The sequence below is a fragment of the Moraxella sp. CTOTU49803 genome (assembly GCF_032097965.1).
Classification (GTDB): Bacteria; Pseudomonadota; Gammaproteobacteria; order Pseudomonadales; family Moraxellaceae; genus Faucicola; species Faucicola tetraodonis.
Genome location: NZ_DAMCJP010000003.1, coordinates 116,000 through 142,554, shown reverse-complemented (window position 1 = coordinate 142,554; position 26,555 = coordinate 116,000). Strand labels below are relative to the sequence as shown.

Sequence of the window (26,555 nt, the reverse complement as noted above, 5' to 3'; positions counted from 1 at the left end):
ATTCAAATCCATTATTTTGCTGCTGCTTTTTCTGCCGCTTCTACCGTTTGACGGATGAGTGTATTGATGGTCATTGGACCTACGCCACCGGGCACTGGGGTATAGCTTGAGGCAATCGCTTCGATACCTGTCAGCTCAATATCACCCACGCCACCGCTCGTGCCATCCGCATGGGTGCGCGGATGAAACCCTGCATCGACCACCACGGCGCCCGATTTAATCCAATCTTTTTTGATAAGTTCTGGTTTGCCGACAGCACCCACCACGATATCCGCTTGTTTGACCAATTCTGCCAAGTTCTGGGTACGTGAGTGGCAAATGGTCACAGTACAGTTGGCATTTAATAGCATCATCGCCATCGGTTTACCCAAAATCGCGCTACGACCCACGACCACCGCATGCTTACCAGCAAGCTCAACGCCGTTTTTTTCTAATAAATACATAATGCCTTGCGGGGTGCAAGAACCATACGCAGGCTCGCCCATCGCCATATTGCCAAAGCCTAAACAAGTCACGCCATCCACATCTTTTGCCAGTGCAATGGCATCAAAACAGGCACGCTCATCGATTTGGCTGGGCACAGGGTGTTGTAGCAAAATCCCATGCACGTCTGGATTGTTGTTAAGCTCGGCAATTTTTGCCAATAGTTGCTCGGTGGTGGTGGCTTGTGGCATGGCAACTTTTAAGGAATCCATACCCACACGTTGACAGGCATTGCCTTTCATTTTGACATAAGTTGCAGAGGCAGGATCATCACCCACCAAAATCGTTGCCAAAATCGGCGTGCGTCCAGAGTCTTGTTTTAACTTGGCAACCCGCTCAGCAAGTTCAGCTTCCATTTGTTTGGCATACGCTTTGCCATCTAAAACTGTCGCAGTCATGGTGGTTCCTCAATCAATAACGAATCGGTCAACAAAAAGTCGGTTAGCAAAAAATTTGCGTTATTTTAACCGATTTTGCGGTGTGATAACATCCATTGAAAATGTTTAACCGCTAAATTAGCGCTCGAATGCCCTTCACCATCCTTCATCACATCGCTTAAATGGCTAAAAAAGTCCTTGCACTTTTAAAAATTTTTGCTATCATAGCAAACCTAAATGAAATGGCTGGGTAGCACAGTGGCCATGCATCGGATTGCAAATCCGCGGACGCCGGTTCGATTCCGGCCTCAGCCTCCATTTTCATTTTGCGGTACTATTGTTTTGTTATTATGAGTCAGCAATAAACGCGAAAAAATATCGTAAAAAATTGCTTGCAAAGTTAACAAAACTGATTATAATAGCACCCACTTCTGACACAGACACCACACGACGCCAAGCGTCAGTCCTGTGACTACCCTGCCCGGGTGGTGAAATTGGTAGACACAAGGGATTTAAAATCCCTCGCTCTTACGAGCGTGCCGGTTCAAGTCCGGCCCCGGGCACCATTGATTAAGCCTAAACTTTTACGTTTAGGCTTTTTTGTTGCCGGTTATTTTTGAATTTTACCTGTTGCTTTTCAAATTTTACTTATTGTCTTTCAAATAATGGGTAGCCGCCTAAGTTAACGGCACCACTCTCATCACTTCTTCAAACGTCGTCACCCCTTCAGCAATCTTTTTCGCGCCTGCCAGTCTTAACGGCTGCAATCCATCTTGGTAGGCTTTTTGCGCGATTTGCGACAAGTCAGCGCCTTCACTAATCAATTTTTTAAGCGCATTACTAAGCACCATGATTTCATACAATCCCACTCGCCCAAGATACCCGGTATTACGGCAATGTTCACAGCCAACGGCATGATTGATGCTATCTGGGGCTGCGGCTTTCCAAGGACTGACTAACGCCTGCCAAGTCTGCTGCTCAATGTCATTCATGGGTTTATTGGATTTACAATGCGGGCAAAGGGTACGCACCAAACGCTGTGCCATGATGCCCAAGATGGTCGCTGAGGTTAAAAACGGCGCCACGCCCAAATCATGCAGCCTTGTTAACGAACTGGGTGCATCATTGGTATGTAAAGTCGATAACACCAAGTGCCCAGTCAGCGAGGCTTGTACCGCCATTTCTGCGGTTTCGGTATCGCGAATCTCGCCAATCATGATAATATCGGGGTCTTGACGCATCAATGAGCGAATACCATCAGCAAAGGTCAAATCAATATTGTTTTGAATTTGCATTTGGTTAAACGACGGCTCCACCATTTCAATCGGGTCTTCAATGGTACAGACGTTGACTTCTTCTGTCGCCAGTTTTTTGAGGGTACTGTACAGCGTCGTGGTTTTACCCGAGCCTGTCGGACCTGTAACCAAAATAATGCCATTGGCTTTCCGGGTCATGTCATCCCATTTTTGTAAATCTCGCCCTGTCAGTCCCAATTGCTCAAAAGAGCGCACCAGTACTTCTGGGTCAAATACCCGCATCACCAATTTTTCCCCAAACGCAGTCGGGAGCGTCGATAGCCGCAGCTCGGTTTCTTGACCTTTAGGGGTACGGGTTTTGAGCCGTCCGTCTTGCGGTTTACGCTTTTCAGCGACATTGAGTCTTGCTAAGATTTTTATCCGAGCCACTACCGCGGTCATAATCCCAGTCGGCATTTGATAAACGGTATGCAAAATACCATCGATACGAAAACGCACGTTGCTTTTATCTCGGCGCGGCTCTAAGTGAATATCACTGGCACGCTGGTCAAAGGCGTACTGTAATAACCAATCGACAATTTTGACGATGTGTTGGTCATTGGCATCGGGGTTTTCAATATTGGCGGCATTGCCCAGTTGTAATAACGCTTCGACATTGGTGATATCGGCATCTGCGCGTTTTTGCTGATGGTTTGCCCCCGCAATGGCTTTGGTCACTTGATAAAATTCTTGACGATAGCGGTTGATTTGCTCGGGACTGATTAATACGGTTTTGATTTTTTTGGGCGACACGATATGCGCAATATTGAGCTGCCAATCTTGATAAAATGGCTGGTCAGTACCGATTTCCACCGTATCTTGGGTGACGGCGACTGGCAAAATGTGCTGCGAGCGCGCATATTCAAATGACATAATCGATGTCACTGAGGGCACATCGGTTTTCAGCGGGTCAATACGTACATAATCAACACCTGCTTTTTGTGCCAACCAGCGATTAAGCTGGTCAAGACTGAGCGCCATGTGCGTGGTTTTATCGACTAGATGAAAGCCTGCAATCACTTGCAAGGGATGCAAGGTTTTGCGGTTATGGGTCATCACCAAATTATAATCACGTTGGTCAATGATGCCATCTTTTAGCAGTTCATCAAGACACCAACGGGTATCAATTATCATTGAAAAAGCATTGGAGAGCATAGGGTTTCCAAAACGATTGCGCCAATAGAATAGCAATTAGGGGCAATCGGGTTAAAGGATTAAAATTATCATAAAAATGAGTGAAATAAATCACCACACTATCCATCGGTATGGCTAGATAACCTATATCGACAATGACAATATAGTATCGACAATATGGGCAAGAATATAAGGGCGGCTACTGGTATAGTCCTTTGCCATCAAATCGGTGCAACCGCAAAAAATACAGCCCAGATAAAATCGTCATGATACCCAAAATGATAAAACTGTATGAAAACGCGGTTTGCGTCTGTGCTAGAGAAGCGCGAGCGGGCGTCAGTAAATGTAACAGCATCGCCCCAAAGCCAATCCCAAAACTAATCGCCAATTGTTGGTTAACCGACAATAAACTATTGCCACTGCTGGTTTGACTTGGGCGAAGCCGTGCAATACTAATGGTGTTCATCGTGCTAAATTGTAGCGAATTACACGCCCCCATAAAAGTCAAAAGTGGCACACTTAGCCAAATCGGCGTGGTTTGATTGAGTTGTGATAGCAGCATGATATTAACGCCAATCAACAAGGTATTGCCCGCCAATGTTCTACGATAGCCAAATCGCTTCACAATACGCGTGACCAGCGGCTTGGTCAACAGTGCGCCCACCGCAATAGGTGCCAACATCCAACCCGCTTGTGACGGCGAATAGCCCTGCACCACTTGCAGCAGTAGCGGCAGTAGAAAAGGAATCGCACTCATCCCCAAACGGGTCAGCAAATTGCCCACTATACCCACGCGAAAGGTACGCACTTGAAATAAATCCAAGCCAAATAGCGGTTGTTGTCCATTACGCGATTCTGAGTATTTGGCGTGATAATAATAGCCAATAAGCAGCATAATCGCCAATAAAGCAACCATCACGGGAAAAACCGCTGAAGCCAGATTATCGGCATGAATGTTATTGGCAAACTCGAGCGCAAAGGTAAAGCTTGCCATCGCGCCACCAAACAGTAAAAACCCAAGCAAATCCATACTGGGATTGCGCTGTAAATAGTTGGGCATCAGTTTCCACCCTGCCCACATCCCCAATGCCCCCATAGGAATATTAATCAAAAAAATCCAATGCCAGCTTGCCAGCTCCACCAAATACCCCCCGACCAAAGGTCCAATCACGGGCGCAATCATCGCAGGCATCACCGCATAATTCATCACCGACAGCATACGTTCTCGCGGATAGCTTTTAATCAGCGTCAACTTGCCCACAGGCATCAGCAGCGCACCGCCCAATCCTTGCACCACGCGAGAAAAAATTAGGCTATTAAGGGTTGGTGATACCGCACACATCATCGAGCCTGCGGTAAACACGCCAATCGCCACCATAAAGGTGGTCTTGGTGCCATACTTATCAGCAATAAAACCACTAATCGGGGTAAAAATTGCTAAGGTGAGCGCATAGCTAATCACTGTCCACTGCATTGATAACGCAGGCTGATTCAAATCATGCGCCATCGCAGGCAAAGCGGTATTGAGCACCGTTGAGTCTAAAATTTGCATAAACAAAGCGATTGCCACCACGATTGGCAAATATTTGGTTTGCGCGGGGGTCAAGGCAGCTATAGCAAATACGTCATGCTGTGGCTTTTTGTCTTCGGTAATGATGGAATTTGGCATGATTAATTTTTAACAATTGCTAAAGGGGGTGTAATTAAGTGCATGTAATCAAGTAGCTATATAAGTGCTTGTAATAAAATCACTAGGGTTAAATGACTAGGATAAATTGGCTATAACCAAGTAAACTTACGTAACAATGTGGTTCACGATAATTGTTAACTTTCTAATACTTTGATAGCAAACCCGCTAGTTTTCACCGCTGTGCGCAATTAGGGCAGTCACATACTGATTTTGTGGTTGGGTGAAGATATTGTCTGTCGTATCATATGCTTGTGTTTTGCCATTTTTCAATACCAGTATCGTTTGGCACAATGCCTTAACCACCTGCAAATCATGGCTGATAAAAATATAGCTTAAGCCAAAGTTTGCTTGAATATCTCGCAATAACTTCACCATTGCCACTTGGGTGCTGCTATCAAGCGCTGATGTGGGCTCATCGAGTAACAAAATTTTGGGTTTCATCACCAATGCCCGCGCGAGTGCCACCCGCTGACGCTGACCGCCTGAAAGCTCATGCGGATAACGGCTGACAAAATCTCGTGGCAACCGCACCGTGTCTAAGGCTGCTAACACCGCTTTTTCACGCTCCGTTTTTGCCATACCTTGAATAGTTAGCCCTTCTTCAATTATCTCAAACACACTAAACCGTGGATTGATACTGGCATACGGGTCTTGAAATACCATTTGAATATCTAACCGATACGGCAAAAAGGCTTTTTTCGACAACGCTAAAACGTCCGTCATGTGAGCATTGGCTGACAGCAAAATCTGACCTTGCACCTTGGTGGCATTCGCCAATAATTTGATGAGTGCCAAAGCCGTGGTGGTTTTGCCAGACCCCGACTCGCCCACTATACCCAAGGATTGCCCTTGTGCAAGGGTCAAATTTAACCTTTTGACCGCCTCAAACCATTGGGTGGTTTGACCCAATATATTGTTTTTTTGGGGGAAAGCAATGGCTAATTGTTTAACTTCCAAAACACTGGGTGAATTGTCAATGATGGGCAAACTTTGTCCAAACTCTTGATAAATCAATGAGCGAGTATAATCCTGCTGCGGATGGTCAAAAATCGCTTGGGTCGCCCCCTGCTCTATGACCTTGCCTTGTTGCATGACGATGAGGTTGTCACTGTAGCGTTTGACAAGGTTTAAATCATGGCTAATCAAAATCATCGCCATGCCCCGCTCGTGTTTTAGCCGATGCAGTAAACCCAAAATCTCATGGCGTAAAGTCACATCTAGGGCGGTAGTCGGCTCGTCTGCGATAATAATGTCAGGGTCTTGCGCCAGTGCCATCGCTATCATGATACGCTGTCGTTGTCCACCCGAGAGCTCGTGCGGATAGCGCGCAAGTTTGCTTTCAGGGTCAGCAATGTTGACTTGGGAAAGCAGCTCTAGGGTACGCTGTCGCCAGTGTTTTTTTGCCACGCCAGCCAGACTTAACGATTCGGCAATTTGTTTGCCCACTGTGTGGAGTGGGTTTAAGGCGGTCATTGGCTCTTGGAAAATCATGCCGATACGTTTGCCACGGATTTGGCGAAATAGGTTTTCGGTCTGTTTTGGTTTGTTTTGATTGCTTAGGCTATTTTGTTCGATGGGTAAAATGATAGCTTTGTCAGTTTGGCTGTCTGTTAAATGGGCTTGTCCTGTGATACTTAGGCTATTTGGCAGCTGTCCGAGTAAAGCGAGGCTTGAGAGGGATTTTCCCGAACCCGATTCACCGACGATGGCGAGGGTTTCGCCTGTGTGCAGGGTGTAAGATAGGTTATCGACTAGCGTTTGGGTGGCGGATTTGATGGTTAGGTTTTTGACTTTGAGTAACTCGCTCATTTATCATTTCCTTGAATGGTCAAACTTTTATCCGTATGCACGAGCGTCCCCGCCACAAAACCTGAACTCATATTTTTATCCTTTTAACTATTTATTAAAATGTGTATAATATCAAAGAATCATACACAAAGGCGAAATGATATGCGAACTAACATCATAATAGATGACAATCTAATGCAACAGACCCTACAAGCCACAGGCATTAAAACTAAAAAAGAAGCCGTCGAACAAGGGCTAAAGCTACTCTTGCAAAAAAGCCAACAACAAAAAATCCGTGACTTGCGGGGCAACCTGCATTGGGAAGGCGACTTAGCCGAAATGCGTAAAACAGGTGTTGAAGGGTGAACTTGCCTATCATCGCTGATACTAGCGTTTGGATAGACTATTTTAACGGTCATTCAACACCTCACACCGATTTTTTGGACACGCAACTTGAGGCAAGTAATGTGGCGATTTTTGATGTGATTTTGATGGAAATCTTGCAAGGTTTTCGCCTTGATACAGACTACAATCAAGCCAAAAATGCCCTTGATAGTTTATTATGTTACGATATTTTAAACCAACAAAATGCGATTAAATACGCTGATTATTACCGCCAATTACGCAAGCAAGGCATTACCATTCGTAAAGCCAATGATGTGATGATTGCTAGTTTTTGCGTTGAACATCAATTACCCCTGTTATTTTGCGATAGGGATTTTATTCCGTTTACTCAGCATTTTGGGTTGATTGCTGCATTGAATTTTAGTTAATTCAAGACTGCCGTGGGTCAAACGCATCTCTTAACGCTTCCCCAATAAAAATCAGCAGCGACAACACAATCGTTAAACTAAAAAACCCAGCCAAAGCGAGCCACGGTGAATCCAAATTATCTTTTCCCTGTGAGATTAGCTCCCCCAAAGACGGCGACCCTGCAGGCAAGCCATAGCCCAAATAATCGAGCGTGGTGAGTGCCGTGATATTTGCCGTCAAAATAAACGGCAACTGCGACAGGCTCGACGACATCGCATTGGGCAAAATATGGCGAAACATAATCTTGCCATCACTCACGCCCATCGCCTTGGCAGCCCGCACATAATCAAAATTTCTCGCTCGCAAAAACTCAGCACGCACCAGACCAACGAGCCCCATCCAGCCAAAGAGCAGCATTAAGCCAAACAACACAAACACGCTTGGGCTAAACAAACTCACTAAAATAATAATCATAAACAGCTGTGGCAGACCGCCCCACACTTCCATCAACCGCTGACCCACCAAATCCGTCCAGCCGCCAAAATACCCTTGCACCGCCCCTACTGCAATGCCAATGATTGACCCTGCCACCGTCAACGCCAACCCAAATAATAGCGAGACACGCAAGCCATACAATACCCTTGCCAGAACATCTCGACCTTGGTCGTCGGTACCGAACCAGTTCTCGCTATTTGGCGGCGCAGGGAACGGCACATCACGACTCACACTTGGCGTTTGGTCGGCAAACGGTATGATAGGCTCAATCATATAGCCATGCTGGTTGATTAGGTCTTTAACCACAGGGTCTTGGTAGTTGGCTTCGGTTTCAAATACACCGCCAAAGGTGGTTTCGGGATAAGACTTGACGATGGGAAAATACCAGTGATTTTGGTAATTGACCAGTATCGGCTTGTCATTGGCGATAAGGTTTGCCCCCATGCAGGCAAGGAAAATCAGGCTAAACATGATGAGCGAAAAAAATCCCAACCGATTACGCCGAAAGCGGTGAATGCGCGCTTGCCAAACGGGATGTTTTATCAGCATTAGCGACCCTCAAAATCAATACGGGGATCAATGAGATGATAAGTCACATCACTTATCAACTGCAAAATCAGCCCCATCAAGGTAAAAATAAACAACGTGCCAAAAATCACCGGATAATCGCGTTGCCCAATCGCTTCAAACCCCAGTCGTCCCAAACCATCCAAATTAAAAATCACTTCAATCAAAAAATTACCGGTAAAAAATATTCCCACGATCGCCGACGGCAAGCCTGCAATAATAATCATCATCGCATTGCGAAATACATGACCGTATAGCACTTTTTTTTCGCTTAACCCTTTACTGCGAGCAGTCAGCACGTATTGTTTGTTCAATTCTTCCATAAAACTAAACTTGGTCAAATACGCGAGTCCCGCAAACCCGCCAATCGTGCTTGCCGTAATGGGTAATGCCAAATGCCAAAAATAATCTTTGATTTTGCCAAACGTGGACAGCTTATCAAAATTCTCACTCACCAAGCCTTGCAGCGGAAAAATCTGCCAATAACTCCCCCCTGCCAACATCACCAGTAACACCACCGCAAGCACAAACACAGGCACAGCGTAACTCACCGCAAGCAGCAACGCGGTGGTTTTATCCATCAGTGAATTATGGCGTCTGGCTTTGGCAATCCCAAGCGGCACAGCGATTAAATAAATCAGTAGCGTACTCCAAAGCCCTAGCGAAATCGACACGGGCATTTTATCCAAAATCAGCTCGCCCACCGGTTTGCCTTTAAAAAACGAGGTACCAAAATCGCCCTTGGCATAGCTAGTCAGCATGAGCCAAAATCGCTCAGGCGCGGATTTATCAAAGCCGTATTGTTTTTTGATAGCCTCGACCATGTCTGGCGATAAACCGCGACTGCCTTGATAAGTGGTCGTGGACAGTTGGGTTTGGGTGGCGCCCTGTTTTTGTTCTGCTTCAATTTGGGATATTTTTTGCTCGACAGGACCGCCCGGCGCCGACTGGACAATGGCAAAATTGGTGAGCAGAATCAAAAACAAGGTGGGGATGATTAACAACAGCCGTTTAAGAATATATTTGCCCATGGTTATCCCTCATTATTAGCCTTAATGGTTACCTTTAATTGTTGCCCTTAAAAGTTATTTTTTAGTTGGCGTAAGGCTTTAAATATCTCAAACGGACTGTCATCCTCAATTCCTGTTTGCGTTTGTACGGTTTTTATCATCTCATCACTGGGTGCAAGCACCGCACGCATAAACGGATTGATGGCTTTTTCATCGGCAAGCGTGGTCGGCAAGGTTGGCGTATTTTGCTCGCGTAACTCACTGTCATGCGCTATTGCCTGTGCAATGGCTGGGTTATTGGGCTCGATAAACTGGGCAAAGTTAAGATTTGACAAGGTATACTCATGGGCAGGATAAAATAGCGTTTCATCGTCATGTAACTGCGCAAAACGGTCAAAGCTTTCAAACAACGTCTCAATCGTGCCGGTGAAAACCCGGCCACAACCTGCGCGAAATAGCGTATCTCCACAAAAAATATGCAGACGGTTATCAAGCGTCACTAAGTAAGCTAAATGATTTTCGGTATGCCCTGCCACCTGCCACACCTGCACAGGACTGCCCCAAGCGGTTAATTCGCGCCCTTCAGCGACGGGGATTAACTGTGTGGCATTGATTAATGGGTGAATATTGGCATGCGCAAAAATCTGTGCGTTTGGAAACACATTTGCCAATGCTGTTACGCCGCCGATGTGGTCGCTGTGATGATGTGTAACCCACATTTGGGTGATGGTTAGATTTTCACGGTTGACAAACTCTAAAACAGGCTCCGCATCGCCAGCATCAACAATAATCACTTCGTGTGTTCCATCATTGATAATCGCCCAAATATAGTTGTCAGTGAAGGCTGGGATTGGGTGGATTTTTAGCATTGTTTTATTCCTTATTATTTTCCTAAATACTGCATGACTTGTGCTTGTTTGTCTTTGTTCACCCACCAATAATCGATACCGATGGCATTGCTTGGCAGCGGCCCATGCTCATAAAATTTCCAATACGCCACATTGTCAGTATGCTTGCCATAAGTCGGCACGACATAATAGCCCGCCCGTAGCAGACGGTCTAATACTTTGCTGTATAGCACAATATCGTTACGATTCTTCGACACTATGAGTTTGGCAATCACCGCATCAATGGCTTTGTTTTTGATACCCGCCGAGTTTTGGTTGCCTTTTTCGTCTGCGGCTTGTGAGCCCCACATATAGGTTTGCTCGGCGCCAGGGGACAAACTTTGGGCAAACATATCGATAATCATGTCATAGTCGTATCTGCGAGTGCGCTCTAGGTACTGGGGGACATCGGCTTGGCGAAAGCTGGCATCAAACCCGAGTCGTCGCAGGTTACGTAAAAAAGGCAACACAATGCGCGCATTCTTGTCATCGGCGGATAAAAATTCCAGTTTGGCGGGCTGACCATCGGGCTGATATAGCTTCATATTTTGGTATTTGAAACCTGCTTGTAGCAGCAATTCACGCGCTTTTAATAAATTGTCTCGATTAAATCCATCGCCAGTTGATTTGGGGGCTTGCCAGTCGCTTAAAACAGCCTGTCTTTGAATGGGCTCAAGGTCAGGTAATAGCGGATTGATAACCGCCAGTTCTTGGGGCGTTGGCATGCCAGTGGCGGCAAGCGCTGACCCATGAAAAAAGCTTTGCAAGCGTTCATATTGGCCATAAAACATGGTTTTATTGAGCCATTCAAAATCATACGCCAGTGTCATCGCTTGGCGCACCCGAATATCTTGAAAAATCGGTCGGCGCAAATTCATCACAATCGCTTGCATCGGTACGGGGTTGTTATTGGCGATTTGCGCTTTGGTAATCATGCCTGCTTTGACGGCAGGAAAGTTATAACCCGTCGACCATGTCCGCGCTTTGTTTTCGGCACGGAAAAAATATTCGCCGGATTTAAAGCCTTCAAATGCCACTTCGGGGTTTTGATAATATACATACTTAATTTGGTCAAAATTATAACGCCCGACATTCACCACCACGCCTGCGTCAGGTTTGGCACCCCAATAATTGGGGTCGCGCACATAAGTAATGGCGCGTCCTGCATCGATTGTGCCGACTTTATATGCGCCACTGCCCATCAGTGGCGTCAGTCCGACTTTATCAAAATAGCCATCAATCGATTTTTTTGACCAAATCGGCATTTGCGCGACGGTCAGTTTGATTTCTTGGTTGTCTTTGGATTTAAAAATAAATTTGACGGTTTGTCGATCTATCACTTGCGTTTCTTTGACATCCGATAAGTAGCTACGCATACTCATCACGCCTTTTGTGAGCAGCGCATCCATACTGGCTTTGACATCTTGCGCCGTCACAGGCGTGCCATCCCAAAAATAGGCTTTGGGGTTGATGTGATAGATAACCCAGCTTGGGTCATCTGGGTCATAAGTGACTTTATCCGCCAGTAGTGGGTACTGCACAAACGCTTCAGAAAGCGAGCCTGTCATCAAACTTTCAAACAAATAATCGGTGCCGGTCACAGGCGTACCGACATCAATCCATTTATTAATGCTGTCAAAGGTGCCGATGGCAGATAGGCTCAACACACCGCCTTTGGGGGCGTTGGGATTGGCATACGGTAAATGAGAGACATGGGCAAATTGTGCGGTGCTGTTGTGAGCGATAGATGTGCCAGTGATGATAGCAGTATTGGCAGCGGACGCGACCACTAATAAGCCCAGCACCCAGCATTTTTTGCCAAATGTCTGGCGAGTGACTGCCCTCATCCAGTGGGCTGGTTTTATCATCCTGTCTTTTTTCACTTGCATCCCCATAACCCCTTCAACTATTTTTCAAAAACCCTTGGTATTGCTAGCTGTTATCTCTCATATGCCCCACACCCACTAACTATAAAAAAGACTTAACAAGCATTTTAGCTGTTAAGTCTTAATGTAGCACGATTATTAAATCTTTTTATACGCTAGTTTGTTCAAACTGCTGCATAAATTTGATTAACTTTTCAATGGTCGCCAAATCAATCGCGTTATAAATACTGGCGCGCATGCCGCCCACTGTACGGTGCCCTTTAAGATTCAACAATCCGGCTTCGTCGGCTTTAGCTAAGAAGGTTTTATCAAGTTGACTATCTGCCAAGGTGAAGGGTACATTCATGATTGAGCGGTTGTCTTTGTTGACAGGGTTTTGGTAAAAATCGCTTTGGTCGATAAATTCATACAGCTTTTGCGCTTTTAACAAATTTTGTTGATAGATTGCCTCGACACCCCCTTGCTCAAGTAACCACTCAAACACCAAACCTGCCAAATACCAAGAAAAAGTTGCTGGGGTATTGACCATCGAATCATTATCGGCTTGGTTTTTATAGTCCAAGATACTTGGGCAAACTAAGTTGGCATGACCGATCAAATCATCACGGACAATCACAAGCGTCAAACCCGCAGGACCGATATTTTTTTGTGCACCTGCATAAATCAGTCCAAATTTTGATACATCTATTGGGCTAGAGAGGATGCAAGATGACATATCCGCCACGATGGGTACATTGACCGCTGGCACATCAAACATCGCCAAGCCATTAATGGTCTCGTTGGGGCAATAATGGAAATAATCGGCGTTGTCATTAAGTTGCCAGCTATCACGTGGAGGGACAATAGTATAGTTGCTGTCTTTGGCAGAAGCGACGACATTGATTTTGCCTAGCCCCGCTTGCTCATAGCGTTTGGCTTCGCTGATGGCTTTTTTAGACCAAATGCCGGTGTCTAAATAATCAGCCTCCCCTTTGAGTAAATTCAATGGAATGGCTGAAAACTGCAAGCTTGCGCCACCTTGCAAAAATAGCACTTTATAATTGTCAGGAATGTTCATCAGCTTGCGCAAATCCTGCTCGGCTTTTGAGGCAATGCCCACAAATTCACTGCTACGGTGGCTCATCTCCATCACCGACATGCCTGAGCCCTGCCAATTTAACAATTCGGCTTGCGCTTTTTGCAGCACTGCAGTCGGCATAGATGCTGGGCCTGCACAAAAGTTAGCAACACGTTGATCAAAGCTGACACTCATAGCACGTTCCTTTTTATCGTGTGAAATGTTATCGTGTGAAATAAAAAAATACTTTACCACAATATGGCTAGTCGATGAATCATAAAGATGCGGCATCAATCGGCAGCTTTTAAGCTTAACTTGATAGCAACTGCCAAAGTTGGCGTTTTAAGCGATAATCATCGAGCATATCCAGCAGATACGGCAGACGCTGTATGGGTTGTTCATCTAGACAGTCAGGCAATGGCGTCAATGCCCCCACCTTGGGATTGCCTTGATTAATACGATATAAAAATCCTGAAAACCCTGCGACTGCCATCGGGTAGCTGCTCATTAATTGCACCGTGGCTTTGGGTAAATTCTGGCTATCGGTAAGCAAGGGAAAGTTAAAAAAATGCACTGATGCTTTTAACCCACTGATGATTTGTTGCCATAACTGCTGTTGGCGGCTGTCCGTTTGCAAAAAATGACTGTCAACCACCAGTGTCCACTCACCCCCCACTATCGCCTGCACATCAAAACTGGCAGTGAGCAATTCATCATTGAGCTGTTCATTATTGAGCTGTTCATTATTGAATAGCTCATCACTCTGCCCAGCATCACTGTACCTATCACTATTTGGCGCAGGGTCGCTTTTTAAAGGTGAATAATGGGGTAAAGATGAATCGTTGGGTAAAGCTACATCATGGGGGTGAAAATCTGCCAGACTCGCTGGGGGTAATTCTACTGCGCTATCAACGGCATCATCCGCAATAACAGGATGATTGAAGTCTGGCGTTGTATCAATGGGCGCAAGTTCGCTCGTTAACCCAGTTTGAGCTGGTGGTAACTGCTGTGGCATGGCAGCAAGCGTCTCAACCGCTTGATAGGAAGAAACAACCTCAAAATCTTCTAGATTAGCAAACGTTTTGACAGGGCAATCTTGGCGCACCCAACGTGTAATACCCATCTGCGCCAGTATTTCGCTTTGCCAGGCATCGTACTGCTGCTCATCAAGGGTAAGGTCAGGCACAGTCATACCAATGTTAACTCAAGTTGAATGGGGCAACGCATTGTAGCAACCTTATAGCAACCAAATACCCCTATTAAAAAATTATACAATCGGGGTGAGCGGCATAGTGACATCTGCATTTTGCCCACGATGACGCAGATAATGGTCTAACAGCACAATGGCAAGCATGGCTTCTGCTATCGGCGTAGCACGCACACCGACACAAGGGTCATGGCGCCCTTTGGTTAGCATCTCTACGGCATTGCCGTGAACATCAATGCTTTGACCCGGCGTGGTGATACTGGCAGTAGGTTTTAGCGCAATACTTACTACAATCGTCTGACCCGATGAAATCCCCCCTAAAATTCCCCCGGCATGGTTGGCATTAAAGCCGTCCAAGGTTAACTCGTCGCGAGATTCATGCCCAAACTGTCCCGCCACTGCCATGCCATCGCCAATTTCAACGCCTTTGACTGCATTAATGCCCATCATCGCATGGGCGATATCCGCATCAAGCCTGTCAAACACAGGCTCACCCAATCCCACAGGCACGCCCGATGCCAATATGGTAAGCTTTGCGCCACAGCTTGTTCCTTGCTCACGGCATTGGGTAATCAGCTGCTCAAACTTTGGTAAGGCGTCTATATCCGCACAAAAAAATGGGTTGCTGTTGACAAATTCCCAATCAATCGTATTTTCAGGTATCTGTTTGGCAACCACATTACCAATCTGGGTCACATAACCGCGAACTTCTACCCCTAGCCGTTGTTTCAAATATTTCTTGGCAATCGCGCCCGCTGCCACTCGCATTGCCGTTTCACGCGCTGATGAGCGACCACCGCCACGATAATCGCGAAACCCATATTTCATGCTATAAGTATAATCGGCATGATTGGGACGAAAGGTGTCTTTAATATCGCTATAATCTTTGGATTTTTGGTTGGTATTGCGAATCAACAGCCCGATAGAAGTGCCTGTCGTTTTACCCTCAAACACACCAGAGATAATTTCAACTGCATCGTCTTCACGGCGCTGGGTCGCAAATTTTGAAGTACCGGGCTTACGACGATCCAAGTCAATTTGCAGATCTGCTTCGGTTAAAGGCAAACCTGGTGGCACACCGTCAACGATTGCCATGAGTCCTGCACCATGTGATTCGCCACAGGTGGTAACGGTAAAAACTTGCCCGATGGTATTGCCTGCCATTTACGCTCCGCTTACTATTTCATGAATGCTTGCAAATAAAATAATAGGTTTGTTGCACCTTTTTCATATATTGCTTTTTTTAACCATTATCCAACTTATTAAATCAACAAGCCCAATCAACAAGTTAAAGATAGCAACCCTAAACAACCGCTTACTAAGAAACACTCACATACTGCTCAAAATATGCCCGATTTTCCATCAATTCATCATAATCCATGGCAAAAATCCCATGTCCGCCATGCGCAAAGGTTAACCAATCAAACTGAATTTCAGGATAGGCTTGGCGTAGTGCCCATTCACTATCCCCCACCTCGCACACCAGCAAGCCGTCACGAGTCAGATAATCTGGGGCGTTGTATAAAATATGATGCACCAAATCCAAGCCATCTTGTCCCGCTGCCAACGCATGGTCTGGCTCATGCAAGAACTCGGGTGGTAAATCTGCCATCGTTGCCGCATCGACATACGGCGGGTTGGTCACAATCAAATCATATTGATTTTCTGCAGGCACTTTTTCAAATAAGTTTGACTCAATCAAATTGACCTGATGGTTCATGTGGTGATGTTCCACATTGACCGCTGCCACTTCTAGCGCGTTCTTGTCGATATCACTGGCATCGACCATTGCATCAGGGAAACGGCTTGCCAAGGCAATGGCAATACAGCCTGACCCTGTACACAAATCAAGCATACGCTCTGGTTGTGCTAACTGTTTATCATACAATCCGTGGTCATGAAATTTTTTGTCATTAGTAGGGCCACTGATTTTTTCAACCAAATCATTCGGCTCAAAATAGGGATAAAACTGCTGGCGAATCAGCTCAGCAATGGGCGAGCGTGGAATCAATACCCGCTCATCCACATAAAATGGCAAATCGCAAAAATAAGACAAATTAATTAAATAACTCAAAGGTTTACGTTCAACGATACGGCGCTGCAACAATGTCAATACTTCTGATTTTTCGCTATTGGTCAGGCGACAATCTAAAATTTGCTCATCGGCAGACCAATCAAGCGACAAGGTTTGTAGCACAATGGCAGAAGCTTCAGCAAACTCATCTGTGGTACCTTGCGCGACTACCACATCATGCTCGCGTAATTTACTGACTCCAAAACGGATAAAATCGCGAATCGTTTTTAGGGTTTGGTGTGCTTCAGCAAACTCTTGTTGCATGGTGTCAAAGATGTCATCTGATTCGCTTTCTTCATCCATATCAAGTGCTTGCAGATCGATTTGCAAATCTTCAAGGTTTTGTGAATCTTGATTTTGGTCAAAAGATGGCGTGTGAGAAACATTGGCTGATGCAAATGGCGATGATGACATAGTGGTTAACCTAAAAAATTTTGAATTAAAATTATAATATACTTTGATTTTTTTACAAATTATTTAACGAGCTAAAGTTATTTAACAAGCTAAAGGGCCACAGATTTGTACAATTCAATTTTTCATCATCGAGCTGTTCAATAAACATGGTAAAAATAACTGTTGCGCGCAGGGCTAAATATTTTAAACACTTTTTTGGGTTAATCTTGCTATAAAAATACCGCTTGGTTAAAAAATTTTACCATTGTCTATCGTGCGATTTGTTAATGTTAGACTTAAAGCATGTAAATTCGCCTATGGGACAATTTATCTATACAACAATTTAACGGCGTAAAAATTAAGTGTGCAGCGAGGTTCTATTGCGTAAGGTTGTTAAACGCTTTGGCAAACGCTACTTAGACTTAGATTGTCGTGCAGCTAACAAATGAGCCATTGCCTGAAAAGTTGGTTTTTATAGTATAATTGCTGCCAATTTATGCTTTTACTGTACGTTATTTATATTGTCCCTTATTTTTATTTGTTATTGCCGATTATTGAGTCAATCTATGAAAAAATTTGTATTATCTACCCTAGCTTGTCTGATTGCCAATCAAGCATTTGCAGCCACCAACACGGTCTCAGACACCACTACCGCCAAAACGGCACCCGCCACCAAAGCTGTTACCAAAACAACGACAACGACTAAAACTGCCACCACGAAATCGGCGAGCACCCCTACCGCAGCCGCGACTGCTAAAAAAACCACCACCGATAGCAAAACGGCTAAAAAACCGGAAAGCAAAACCGCAACGACTACTGCTAAAAAAACGCAAACAGCCAAGTCCGCAGCTAGCGTCACACAATCTACCACCACGCCGAAACTCGCCTCGGCTACTGCGGTGACGGCGGCAAAACCAACGCCAGCAGCAACCGATATCCCTTTAACCCCAATCCCAGCCACCACCACGGCATTAGGCATTAAAGAAGATGCCACCCAAACAGGTATCGATAGTGACTATACTTCGGGTGCAGGTGTCGCAGGCGCGAGCTCTGAAGAAGTCAACAATACCACAACGGCTGCGCCAAATTTTGACCCGACAACAGTGGGTAACAATAAAACAGCAACAACACCTGCCAGTTTTTCTACCCTAAATTTGTCTGACTACGCACAGCTAGTCAATAGTGCCGACTGGAAACCTGGTCAAAATGTTAACTCAGCAACGACCTTAAAACTTCAAGCCTTGTTAGATTGGAATCATGCTTCACCGGGTCCAATTGATGGCGGTTGGGGTATGAATGCCAAAAAAGCGCTCAAAAATTTCCAAGCCATGCATGGACTACCCCAAGATGGCCGTATGAGCGCGGAAGTTTGGAAACTGTTAAATGAAAAAATTCCTGCCAATCAGCCTGTGTTGGTCGGTTATACCTTGACGCAAGAAGATATCAAAGGTCCGTATCAGCCAACACCGAGTGGTAGTGAAGCCAAATCTAAAATGAAAGGTCTATACTATCAAGACGTCCAAGAAATGTTGGCTGAACGTTTCCACATGGATATTCGCTATCTTAAAAAGCTTAATAGCGATAAAAAATTCACTGTGGGTGAAACCATCACCGTCTTTAACCCAGGCGCGCCGCTCAATGAGAAAATCACCCGTTTGGTTGCCAAAAAAGCCGACAATATCTTATACGCTTATAATGGCGATAGATTAATTGCCACTTATCCTACCACGGTCGGTAGTAGTGATACACCGTCTCCTACGGGTACCTTTAGTATTGTCAATCGTGTTAAAAACCCTTGGTACCGCGCCAGTAGCGGTGAAGGCAAAGATAAAAAAGTGTTTATGTTGCCGCCAGGACCCAAAAGTCCAGTCGGTGTGGTATGGATGGGACTGAGTAAACCCTCATACGGGATTCATGGCTCGCCCGTTCCTGAAGGCATTAGCCGTCAAGCCTCGCACGGCTGTGTTCGCTTAACCAACTGGGATGTGCTTGAGGTGTACGCCAATGTTGATACGGGCACTAAAGTAGATTTACAGTAGCTATTGTGCCACAGCGTTTAGCACCACAGTCTAGCGTGAGTGCTATACACTTTTAACCTTATTAGCCATAAAAAAACCGCTTAGCTATTATTAGTTAAGCGGTTTTAGCGGTTTTAGTTATTTATCTAGCGTACTTTGTTATCGCGCAACTGGGGTTTTGGCAGTAGTCAGTGTTTGCATTTTTTTGGCGACAATCCATGCAATTGGAATAGATAGGATTAAACCGACAATCGCTGTGGCTATAATGTGTGGAATTTGGTCAAAACCAGTTACCAGCGCAATGGTCATTAAAACACCGATAGTCACACCAGAAGCGATTGTAAAAATTACGCTAAATAATTGCCAGTTCATAACAACTCCTTATCATTGCGTAAATAGATGTATTTGTTAGGTATAGTTATAGTCCAATTCCACACTCAAAACAAGGAAAAAAAAGATTAAACAAATGCACAACCTAAAACAATTGGTTATCAATTCCACATTTTTAGTAAGGTTTAATTTGAATCAAATTTATTGAGAAATCTAAAAAACTCGCGTTTTTTTCCGATTAATATCATCGATATCGAGGAATTTAATTGGCTTTATAAACATTGATGAAAAAAAATTCCACCCAGTTTTTTAAGTTTGATGGCACATTTTTTAGTAACTATGACCCAATAACATGACTTGGATAAAAATTTGGGTAAAAAAAATTCTTTATAATCTGCTATGTTAGCGGTGTTTATCAATTGTTTAACACAATAAAGAACAGGAGTATTTAACATGCACCAACAATTTTCTTTTTTCGCCGCTATCAAGACATCTAAACGCCTAGTTAATAAACGCCAAGCTACTAAACGCATAGGAAGTGCCGCTGCAGTAATTGGCTCAGCCCTAGCCTTGGGCGGTTGCGCCTCTACCACTGGTACTGGTGTGATGGATGCTAATAACACCATCGGCACTGCCAACAATGTGGGTATGGCGATATTTAAAGCCGCGGTGAATCAACAATGCCAAACTCAATTACAAAATAACCAATACTGGCGCTTGGGCAGCGTTTTGATGACTTCCGACAAGCAAGCAGAGGTAGCGAGCAATGTCTGTAGCTGCGTCAGCGAAAAAGCCCCGCAGTCCGTCACCATTGTTGATTTGACCACAGCAGCAGTCGACCCGACCGCGCGCAATGTCATTGTGGCGCGTGCGGTATCGAATACCTTGCAGCAATGCGTGGGTGAATTTGTTAAGTAAATATTAACTTGCTACTGAGTGTGTGCTACTATATAATAGCGCACCTTGTTTATACCAATATAGTTAGATGATTCTAACTTAGGTGCATTCAATCTCCTTGCTGTTGACACGGGGTCAACGGCTGTTTAATCCGTGAGGAGTCTTTATGAGACATTATGAACTGGTATTATTGGTTCACCCAGACCAAAGCGACCAAGTGGTTGGCATGGTTGAGCGCTATATCAACTTAGTAAAAGAACAAGGTGGTGCTATCCATCGCCTAGAAGATTGGGGTCGTCGTCAATTAGCTTACCCAATCAACAAAGTTCACAAAGCTCACTATGTGCTATTAAACATTGAAGCGGGTCAACAAACGCTTGATGAGCTTGAAGAATTATTCCGTTATAACGATGCTATCATCCGTAGCTTAGTTATCCGTCGTGACGAAGCGATTACTGAAGAATCACCATTAGCAAAAAGTGCTGAAGAAAAACGTGCTCGTAAAGCTTCACGCCGTAACGATACAGCTCAAGATGACTATCAATCAAATGATGATGAGTCAGAAGTTGATGCTGAAGACAACAACGACGAATAATTAAGGAGACTAATCATGGCACGTTTTTATCGCCGCCGTAAATTTTGCCGTTTTACTGCTGAAGGCATTACCCATATCGATTATAAAGATATCGAAATCCTAAAACAGTATGTCACTGAAAGTGGCAAAATCGTACCAAGCCGTATCACTGGTACTTCAAACAAATATCAACGCCAATTGGCTGTAGCAATCAAACAAGCGCGTTATCTTGCGTTGGTTCCTTACACTGACAGCCAAAAATAAACCGAGGAGTGATATATGCAAGTTATTTTATTACAACGTATCGCTAACCTAGGTAAACTAGGCGATACTGTTAATGTAAAAGCAGGTTACGGTCGTAACTTCCTTGTACCACAAGGTAAAGCATTACCAGCCACTGCTTCTAACATCGAAAAATTTGAAGCACGCCGTGCAGAACTTGAAAAAGTAGAAGCTGATGAATTAGCCGCTGCTAATGCCCGTGCTGAAGCGCTACAAGACGTCAATGTTATCATCCGTGCAAAATCAGGTGATGAAGGCAAACTATTTGGTTCTATCGGTACTCGCGATATCGCCGATGCCTTAACCAAATCTGGTTTACCTGTTGACCGTTCAGAAGTTAAATTGCCTGAAGGTGCATTACGTCAAATTGGCGAATACAATGTTGATATCCAATTACATCACGATGTAATGACCAACATTCAAGTCACTATCTTGGCAGAAGATTCAGCTGCTTAATTGATAGTTTACTTTAAAAAAGAGATGGCTTTGCTGTCTCTTTTTTTTATTGTTTGCGGCGTAAAAATTCAACAAAAAAGCCTAAAATTCAAGCTGATTTCATTCAAAAAAATTGCCGATTTTTTATATTTTTCTCATTAGAATTTGGATGGTTTTTTCGGTATATTGACTGTTCTATTTCGATGCGTGTGTTAGACTCACAATTTGCAACCGATAACTTTTAGCAAACTTTTGCCCTTTCAAATTATTTAAAATAACTTTATCACAGGTCATCATGGCAGACGATAAAACCAAAGAGAACGATCTTAAGAATACTTCGCTGACGCAGCACCAACCGCACAGTATGGACTTAGAAAAGTCCGTCCTAGCGTCGCTGATGAGCCTTGAAGAGTCGTTTGATCGCATCTCAGATATTATTACCAAATATGATTTTTATGCACAGCGCCATCAATATATTTTTGATGCCATCTCTCATCTTGCCAATGCCAATGAGCCGTATGATGCCACTATGGTGATGGACTGGCTGGATATGCAAAAACTGCTTGAGCCTGCGGGGGGTAGCGATTATCTAGGCGATATCCTATCACAAAGCCCAGCGACGCTGTTTAACTTGACTGCTTATGCGCAGCGGGTCAGGGAATTTTCGACCTTACGCCAAATCATTAAAGCCGGCAGCCATATGCTAGAGCTTGCCTTTGACCCAAAAAATCAAAGTGTCAGTGATATTTTAGACACCGTTGAAAGCGAAATTTTTGCCATCAATGAAACCCATAGCCGCCAATCTAAACACAAGGGTCCTACCCAACTGAGCGATGTTATTACCAATGTCGTCAACAATATCCAAGAACTTAAAGACCATCCTGAAGGCATGATTGGGCTTAAGACCCCGTTTGAAGAGCTCAATAACAAAACCCAAGGGCTACAAGCAGGCGATCTCATTATCGTGGCAGCTCGTCCTTCGATGGGTAAAACCACATTTGCGATGAATTTAGCAGAAAGTATTTTACACAATACCGATTTGCCGGTGGTGGTGTTTTCAATGGAAATGCCTGCCGAGTCAATTGTGATGCGTCTATTGTCCTCTTGGGGGGCTATCAACCAAACCCATTTGCGCTCAGGTCAAATGAATGAAGATGAATGGGGTAAACTTTCCAATGCCATCGCCCATCTGCATGCTAAAAAATTGTATATCGATGACAGTACTGCGCTACCGCCATCTGAGGTTCGTTCGCGCTGTCGCCGTATTGCCAAAGACAATGATGGCAAACTTGGGATGGTAATGGTCGACTATCTACAATTGATGAAAGTCCCAGGCTTAGGCGACAACCGCGTGGGTGAGATTTCGGAGATTTCTCGAAGCTTAAAAGCGCTTGCCCGTGAGATGAATTGCCCTGTGGTCGCTTTATCACAGCTAAATCGGAGCTTGGAGAATCGCCCCAACAAACGCCCGATTATGTCGGACTTACGCGAGTCGGGTGCCATTGAGCAGGATGCCGATTTGATTATGTTCATTTATCGTGATGAGGTTTATAATGAAAACAGCGATGCTAAAGGCACAGCTGAAATCATTATTGGTAAACAGCGTAATGGACCTATTGGTACGGTGCGCCTGTCCTTTGAAGGGCAATTTACCCGTTTTGGTAACTTAACCCCTGAATTTTACCAAACCGCTTCCTTTAGCGAACCTGATGAATAAAAATTTTACTGCAACAAGGTCAAGATTGTGCGTCAAACCAGCATCACCATCGATTTAGCAGCGCTTACCCATAACTTACAACGCGTCAAAGATTATGCCCCGACCGCCAAGGTATTAGCCATGGTGAAAGCCAATGCCTACGGGCATGGCGCCGTCAACTGTTTACCCGCCGTAGCACAAGCCGATGCCCTAGGTGTCGCTTGTTTGCAAGAAGCGATAGAACTACAACAGGCGGGCTGGCAAAAATTAATGGTAGTGATTGAAGGCGCGTTTTCATTAGCAGAATGGCAATATTGTACAGCGCATCAAATCGAGTGCGTGGTACACCACCAACGCCAATTAGACTGGGCGTTGCAGCAGCCTGCAAAAACCGGCGCAACCGTCTGGCTAAAACTAAACACTGGCATGAACCGCCTTGGCTTTACATCGGATGAAATCAAGGAAATTGCTCAGCAATTAACTAGCTCAGGCTATGAGATTGTTTTGACCACCCATTTTGCCAACGCTGATGCCATCGATCATCCCAATAACCAACAACAATTTGAGTTGTTTGATTCAACCCTACAAATGCTACGTGACCAAGTCAACCCAGCGATTAAAGGCTCATTGTGTAATTCAGCGGGGATTGTCAACTGGTCAGACCGCCATTATGATTGGGTGCGCCCAGGCATTATCTTGTATGGGGCAACACCTGTAAATCATGCCACTGCCAAACAGCTAAATCTGCAGCCTGTCATGCATTTTAATGCCAGCATCATGGCAATTCATACGCTAAAAGCGGGCGATAGCGTGGGTTATGGTAGTCGCTGGACTGCCCAAGCCCCAGCGCGCATCGGCATTATCAGTGTGGGTTATGCTGATGGTTATCCAAGGGTGATTAGCGATGATGCCTATGTCGTGGTCGCAGGTCAACAGGCGCCTATCATCGGTCGCGTGGCGATGGATATGTTGATGGTTGATTTAACCCATACTACTGAGGTAAACCTTGACTGCCCTGTCCAGCTTTGGGGTAACGCACCGACTATTGATGAAGTGGGTAGCTGGAATGATACTATTAGCTATGAGCTGTTAAGCGTGGTCACCCGACGTCCAACGTGGATTTATCAGTCGTAACTGTTAACTATGTGACGGATGTTAAAGTGACACAAATGCGTCAATTTGCTAGACAGTTTGGATAAATCCGCTATACTGATAGTTTACTGTAATGTTTATTGACAAAATTGGGATGTAGGACAGGCAATGAGTACCCGCCATTTTTTGACGTTATTGGATTTTAGCAAAGAAGAATTGATGCAAGTGATTAAACGCGGCAGTGAACTGCGTTTGATGCAGCATGAAGGGGTTATTTATCAGCCTTTTGTCGGTCGTACCTTGGGGATGATTTTTGAAAAATCGAGTACCCGTACCCGTATTTCGTTTGAAACAGGCATGGGACAATTTGGCGGTCATGCCATATTTCTATCACCTCGCGATACCCAGCTAGGTCGTGGCGAACCGATTGAAGATTCAGCACGTGTCATCTCACGCATGGTCGATATCGTCATGATTCGCACCTTTGAACACAGTATTGTTGAAAAATTCGCCCAGTATTCACAAGTGCCTGTTATCAATGCACTCACTGACGAGCAGCATCCTTGTCAGCTACTAGCCGACATCCAAACCTTTATAGAGCACCGTGGTAGCATCGAAGGCAAAACAGTGACTTGGATTGGGGATGGCAATAATATGTGCGCTTCTTTTATCCATGCTGCGCATCAATTTGGCTTTCAACTGCGGGTTTCCGCGCCTTATGGGTTTGAACCCAATGCCGACCTCATCAAGCAGTATTCGCACTGTGTTGAGCTGGTCGAAGATGTTAATGAGGCGGTCAAAGGCTCGCATTTGGTCGCCACCGATGTATGGGCAAGTATGGGGCAAGAGAGCGAGCAAAATACTCGTGCGCGGCGATTTGCCCAGTATATGGTGACCCGCTCATTACTGGATAAAGCCGATCCAGACGTATTATTTATGCATTGTCTGCCTGCCCACCGCGGCGAAGAAATCTCCTATGATTTGCTTGAGGATCCGCGCGCTGTGGTATGGGATGAAGCCGAAAATCGTCTGCATGCCCAAAAAGCGCTGATGGAATTCTTGTTAACCGATAAAATCAAACTCGCCTAGTCTATGTGGCTTGGGCGTTATCTTTGCGCCCTGCTCTGCCATTATCATCATTATCTTAACAGCTCGAATTCTTAACCGATAAAGTAAACGGAACATACCCCATGTACTTTGTGCTCTCGCCTGCCAAAAATCTGAATGAAAAAAATGATTTACCTTTTGATTTTAGTCAGCATTACACCCAGCCTGCTTTGATGGCGCACGCTTGCGAATTGATGGGTGAATTAAAAACATTAGCACCAACCGAGTTGTCAGCGTTGATGAGTATTTCAGGTAAACTTGGGCAATTAAATGCCGTGCGCAACCAAAATTGGCGATGGGATACTACCCAGCCATTTAGCACCGATCATGCTGACATACCTGCTAAAGCGGCGCTGTATTTATTTGATGGCGATGTCTATACAGGTTTGGCAGCGCAGCAAATGACTGAACAACAAGTCCATTATGTCAATGAGCGATTAGGAATATTGTCTGGGTTGTACGGCTTGTTAAAACCGCTTGATTTGATGCTACCCTATCGCTTGGAAATGGGCACAAAACTAAAAAATCCTAGAGGCGATAATTTGTATCAATTTTGGGGCGATACGCTTGCCAATCTCATCAATCAACGCATGGCAGAAAATAAACACAAAGTTTTGGTAAACTTGGCTTCCAACGAATACTTCAAGGCGGTTAATCCCAAAAAAATCAGCGCGGATATTATCACGCCCCGTTTTGAAGACGGCAAAGATGGTCAATATAAAGTGGTAAGTTTCTATGCCAAAAAGGCACGCGGCTTGATGGTGCGTTTTGCCGCTGAAAATCAGCTGACAACCGCGCAACAGTTAAAAGACTTTAACTTGGAAGGCTATCAGTTTGTTGAAAATGCTTCAAGCTCAACTGAGTATGTTTTTAGACGGGATAATGATTAACTGCGCCGCCATTTAACGCAAAATATTCGCCCATAAATCCACACTCATACTATCTTTTAACACATTTTTATTGAATACACCGATGGTGTTGGCTTGTGGTAGTGAAGCGGTCGGTAGTTCCATCGTCATGGTTGTGAT

24 protein-coding genes and 2 tRNA genes are annotated in these 26,555 nt (G+C 44.8%); 13 read left to right on the top strand and 13 right to left on the bottom strand.

Annotation, left to right across the window (positions count from 1 at the left end; translation table 11 throughout):
• Positions 1-11 precede the first annotated feature (11 nt).
• Positions 12-881 carry a bifunctional methylenetetrahydrofolate dehydrogenase/methenyltetrahydrofolate cyclohydrolase FolD gene (gene folD, locus RT422_RS06045; protein WP_036589930.1) on the bottom strand — a complete coding sequence of 290 codons (870 nt, stop codon included), beginning with the start codon at positions 879-881 and terminating at the stop codon, positions 12-14.
• Positions 882-1,104: 223 nt separating this feature from the next.
• Here folD and RT422_RS06040 point away from each other — a divergent pair.
• Positions 1,105-1,178: transfer RNA gene (locus RT422_RS06040), tRNA-Cys, on the top strand.
• 161 nt (positions 1,179-1,339) lie between these two features.
• Positions 1,340-1,426, top strand: a tRNA-Leu gene (locus RT422_RS06035).
• Between the two features lie 111 nt (positions 1,427-1,537).
• On the opposite strand, the gene RT422_RS06030 is transcribed toward RT422_RS06035, so the two are convergent.
• From RT422_RS06030 to RT422_RS06020, 3 genes are all read right to left on the bottom strand, one after another.
• A complete protein-coding gene (locus tag RT422_RS06030; RefSeq protein ID WP_313421651.1) occupies positions 1,538-3,310 on the bottom strand; it encodes a GspE/PulE family protein in 1,773 nt (590 codons plus the stop codon).
• A gap of 178 nt (positions 3,311-3,488) precedes the next feature.
• Positions 3,489-4,958, bottom strand: a complete 1,470-nt coding sequence (locus tag RT422_RS06025) for a DHA2 family efflux MFS transporter permease subunit (protein WP_284034248.1) — start codon at positions 4,956-4,958, stop codon at positions 3,489-3,491.
• Positions 4,959-5,144: 186 nt separating this feature from the next.
• On the bottom strand, positions 5,145-6,788 hold the full coding sequence (locus RT422_RS06020; RefSeq protein WP_313421650.1) for an ATP-binding cassette domain-containing protein: 1,644 nt from the start codon (positions 6,786-6,788) through the stop codon (positions 5,145-5,147).
• 141 nt (positions 6,789-6,929) lie between these two features.
• Here RT422_RS06020 and RT422_RS06015 point away from each other — a divergent pair, with 141 nt between their 5' ends.
• Positions 6,930-7,133: a type II toxin-antitoxin system VapB family antitoxin gene (locus tag RT422_RS06015; protein ID WP_284034250.1), complete on the top strand. Its 204-nt coding sequence runs from the start codon at positions 6,930-6,932 to the stop codon at positions 7,131-7,133.
• Entirely contained in the window at positions 7,130-7,540 is a 411-nt protein-coding gene (locus tag RT422_RS06010) for a PIN domain nuclease (RefSeq protein ID WP_007114941.1), read from the top strand. The genes RT422_RS06015 and RT422_RS06010 overlap by 4 nt, the downstream gene beginning before the upstream one ends.
• A 1-nt stretch (position 7,541) precedes the next feature.
• On the opposite strand, the gene RT422_RS06005 is transcribed toward RT422_RS06010, so the two are convergent.
• From RT422_RS06005 to prmB, 8 genes are all read right to left on the bottom strand, one after another.
• Complete coding sequence (locus tag RT422_RS06005; protein ID WP_284034251.1) at positions 7,542-8,564, bottom strand: ABC transporter permease; 1,023 nt, start codon at positions 8,562-8,564, stop codon at positions 7,542-7,544.
• Positions 8,564-9,613: a microcin C ABC transporter permease YejB gene (gene yejB / locus RT422_RS06000; RefSeq protein WP_159374976.1), complete on the bottom strand. Its 1,050-nt coding sequence runs from the start codon at positions 9,611-9,613 to the stop codon at positions 8,564-8,566. Before yejB ends, RT422_RS06005 begins: the two co-directional genes overlap by 1 nt.
• Positions 9,614-9,660: 47 nt before the next feature.
• Positions 9,661-10,461, bottom strand: coding sequence for a hydroxyacylglutathione hydrolase (gloB, locus tag RT422_RS05995; RefSeq protein WP_313421649.1), 801 nt, complete (start codon positions 10,459-10,461; stop codon positions 9,661-9,663).
• 14 nt (positions 10,462-10,475) lie between these two features.
• Entirely contained in the window at positions 10,476-12,347 is a 1,872-nt protein-coding gene (locus tag RT422_RS05990) for an extracellular solute-binding protein (protein WP_313421648.1), read from the bottom strand.
• A 166-nt stretch (positions 12,348-12,513) separates the two neighbouring features.
• A complete protein-coding gene (gene serC / locus RT422_RS05985; protein ID WP_312177290.1) occupies positions 12,514-13,617 on the bottom strand; it encodes a 3-phosphoserine/phosphohydroxythreonine transaminase in 1,104 nt (367 codons plus the stop codon).
• A gap of 115 nt (positions 13,618-13,732) precedes the next feature.
• Positions 13,733-14,614 carry a hypothetical protein gene (locus tag RT422_RS05980; protein WP_313421647.1) on the bottom strand — a complete coding sequence of 294 codons (882 nt, stop codon included), beginning with the start codon at positions 14,612-14,614 and terminating at the stop codon, positions 13,733-13,735.
• Between the two features lie 75 nt (positions 14,615-14,689).
• Complete coding sequence (gene aroC, locus RT422_RS05975) at positions 14,690-15,793, bottom strand: chorismate synthase (protein WP_313421646.1); 1,104 nt, start codon at positions 15,791-15,793, stop codon at positions 14,690-14,692.
• A 154-nt stretch (positions 15,794-15,947) separates the two neighbouring features.
• Positions 15,948-17,006, bottom strand: coding sequence for a 50S ribosomal protein L3 N(5)-glutamine methyltransferase (prmB, locus tag RT422_RS05970; RefSeq protein ID WP_313421681.1), 1,059 nt, complete (start codon positions 17,004-17,006; stop codon positions 15,948-15,950).
• 656 nt (positions 17,007-17,662) lie between these two features.
• Here prmB and RT422_RS05965 point away from each other — a divergent pair.
• Positions 17,663-19,135: a L,D-transpeptidase family protein gene (locus RT422_RS05965; RefSeq protein WP_313421645.1), complete on the top strand. Its 1,473-nt coding sequence runs from the start codon at positions 17,663-17,665 to the stop codon at positions 19,133-19,135.
• Positions 19,136-19,273: 138 nt separating this feature from the next.
• On the opposite strand, the gene RT422_RS05960 is transcribed toward RT422_RS05965, so the two are convergent.
• Complete coding sequence (locus tag RT422_RS05960; protein ID WP_309576718.1) at positions 19,274-19,486, bottom strand: hypothetical protein; 213 nt, start codon at positions 19,484-19,486, stop codon at positions 19,274-19,276.
• 411 nt (positions 19,487-19,897) lie between these two features.
• On the opposite strand from RT422_RS05960, the gene RT422_RS05955 reads away from it, so the two are divergent.
• The 8 genes from RT422_RS05955 (at position 19,898) to yaaA (ending at position 26,417) form a co-directional block, all read left to right on the top strand.
• The gene (locus tag RT422_RS05955) at positions 19,898-20,362 is read left to right on the top strand and encodes a hypothetical protein (RefSeq protein ID WP_313421643.1); all 465 of its coding nucleotides are present in this window, start codon (positions 19,898-19,900) and stop codon (positions 20,360-20,362) included.
• A 145-nt stretch (positions 20,363-20,507) separates the two neighbouring features.
• Positions 20,508-20,936 (top strand): 30S ribosomal protein S6, encoded by a 429-nt coding sequence (gene rpsF, locus RT422_RS05950; protein ID WP_007114929.1) that lies wholly within the window; start codon positions 20,508-20,510, stop codon positions 20,934-20,936.
• Between the two features lie 15 nt (positions 20,937-20,951).
• The gene (gene rpsR, locus RT422_RS05945) at positions 20,952-21,179 is read left to right on the top strand and encodes a 30S ribosomal protein S18 (RefSeq protein ID WP_036594162.1); all 228 of its coding nucleotides are present in this window, start codon (positions 20,952-20,954) and stop codon (positions 21,177-21,179) included.
• Between the two features lie 15 nt (positions 21,180-21,194).
• Complete coding sequence (rplI, locus tag RT422_RS05940) at positions 21,195-21,653, top strand: 50S ribosomal protein L9 (RefSeq protein ID WP_065252950.1); 459 nt, start codon at positions 21,195-21,197, stop codon at positions 21,651-21,653.
• A gap of 274 nt (positions 21,654-21,927) precedes the next feature.
• Positions 21,928-23,349 carry a replicative DNA helicase gene (gene dnaB, locus RT422_RS05935; RefSeq protein WP_282841928.1) on the top strand — a complete coding sequence of 474 codons (1,422 nt, stop codon included), beginning with the start codon at positions 21,928-21,930 and terminating at the stop codon, positions 23,347-23,349.
• A 27-nt stretch (positions 23,350-23,376) separates the two neighbouring features.
• A complete protein-coding gene (gene alr, locus RT422_RS05930) occupies positions 23,377-24,462 on the top strand; it encodes an alanine racemase (RefSeq protein WP_313421641.1) in 1,086 nt (361 codons plus the stop codon).
• Between the two features lie 126 nt (positions 24,463-24,588).
• On the top strand, positions 24,589-25,509 hold the full coding sequence (argF, locus tag RT422_RS05925; RefSeq protein WP_096489138.1) for an ornithine carbamoyltransferase: 921 nt from the start codon (positions 24,589-24,591) through the stop codon (positions 25,507-25,509).
• 101 nt (positions 25,510-25,610) lie between these two features.
• Positions 25,611-26,417 (top strand): peroxide stress protein YaaA, encoded by an 807-nt coding sequence (gene yaaA, locus RT422_RS05920; RefSeq protein WP_313421640.1) that lies wholly within the window; start codon positions 25,611-25,613, stop codon positions 26,415-26,417.
• The last annotated feature ends 138 nt before the right edge of the window (positions 26,418-26,555 follow it).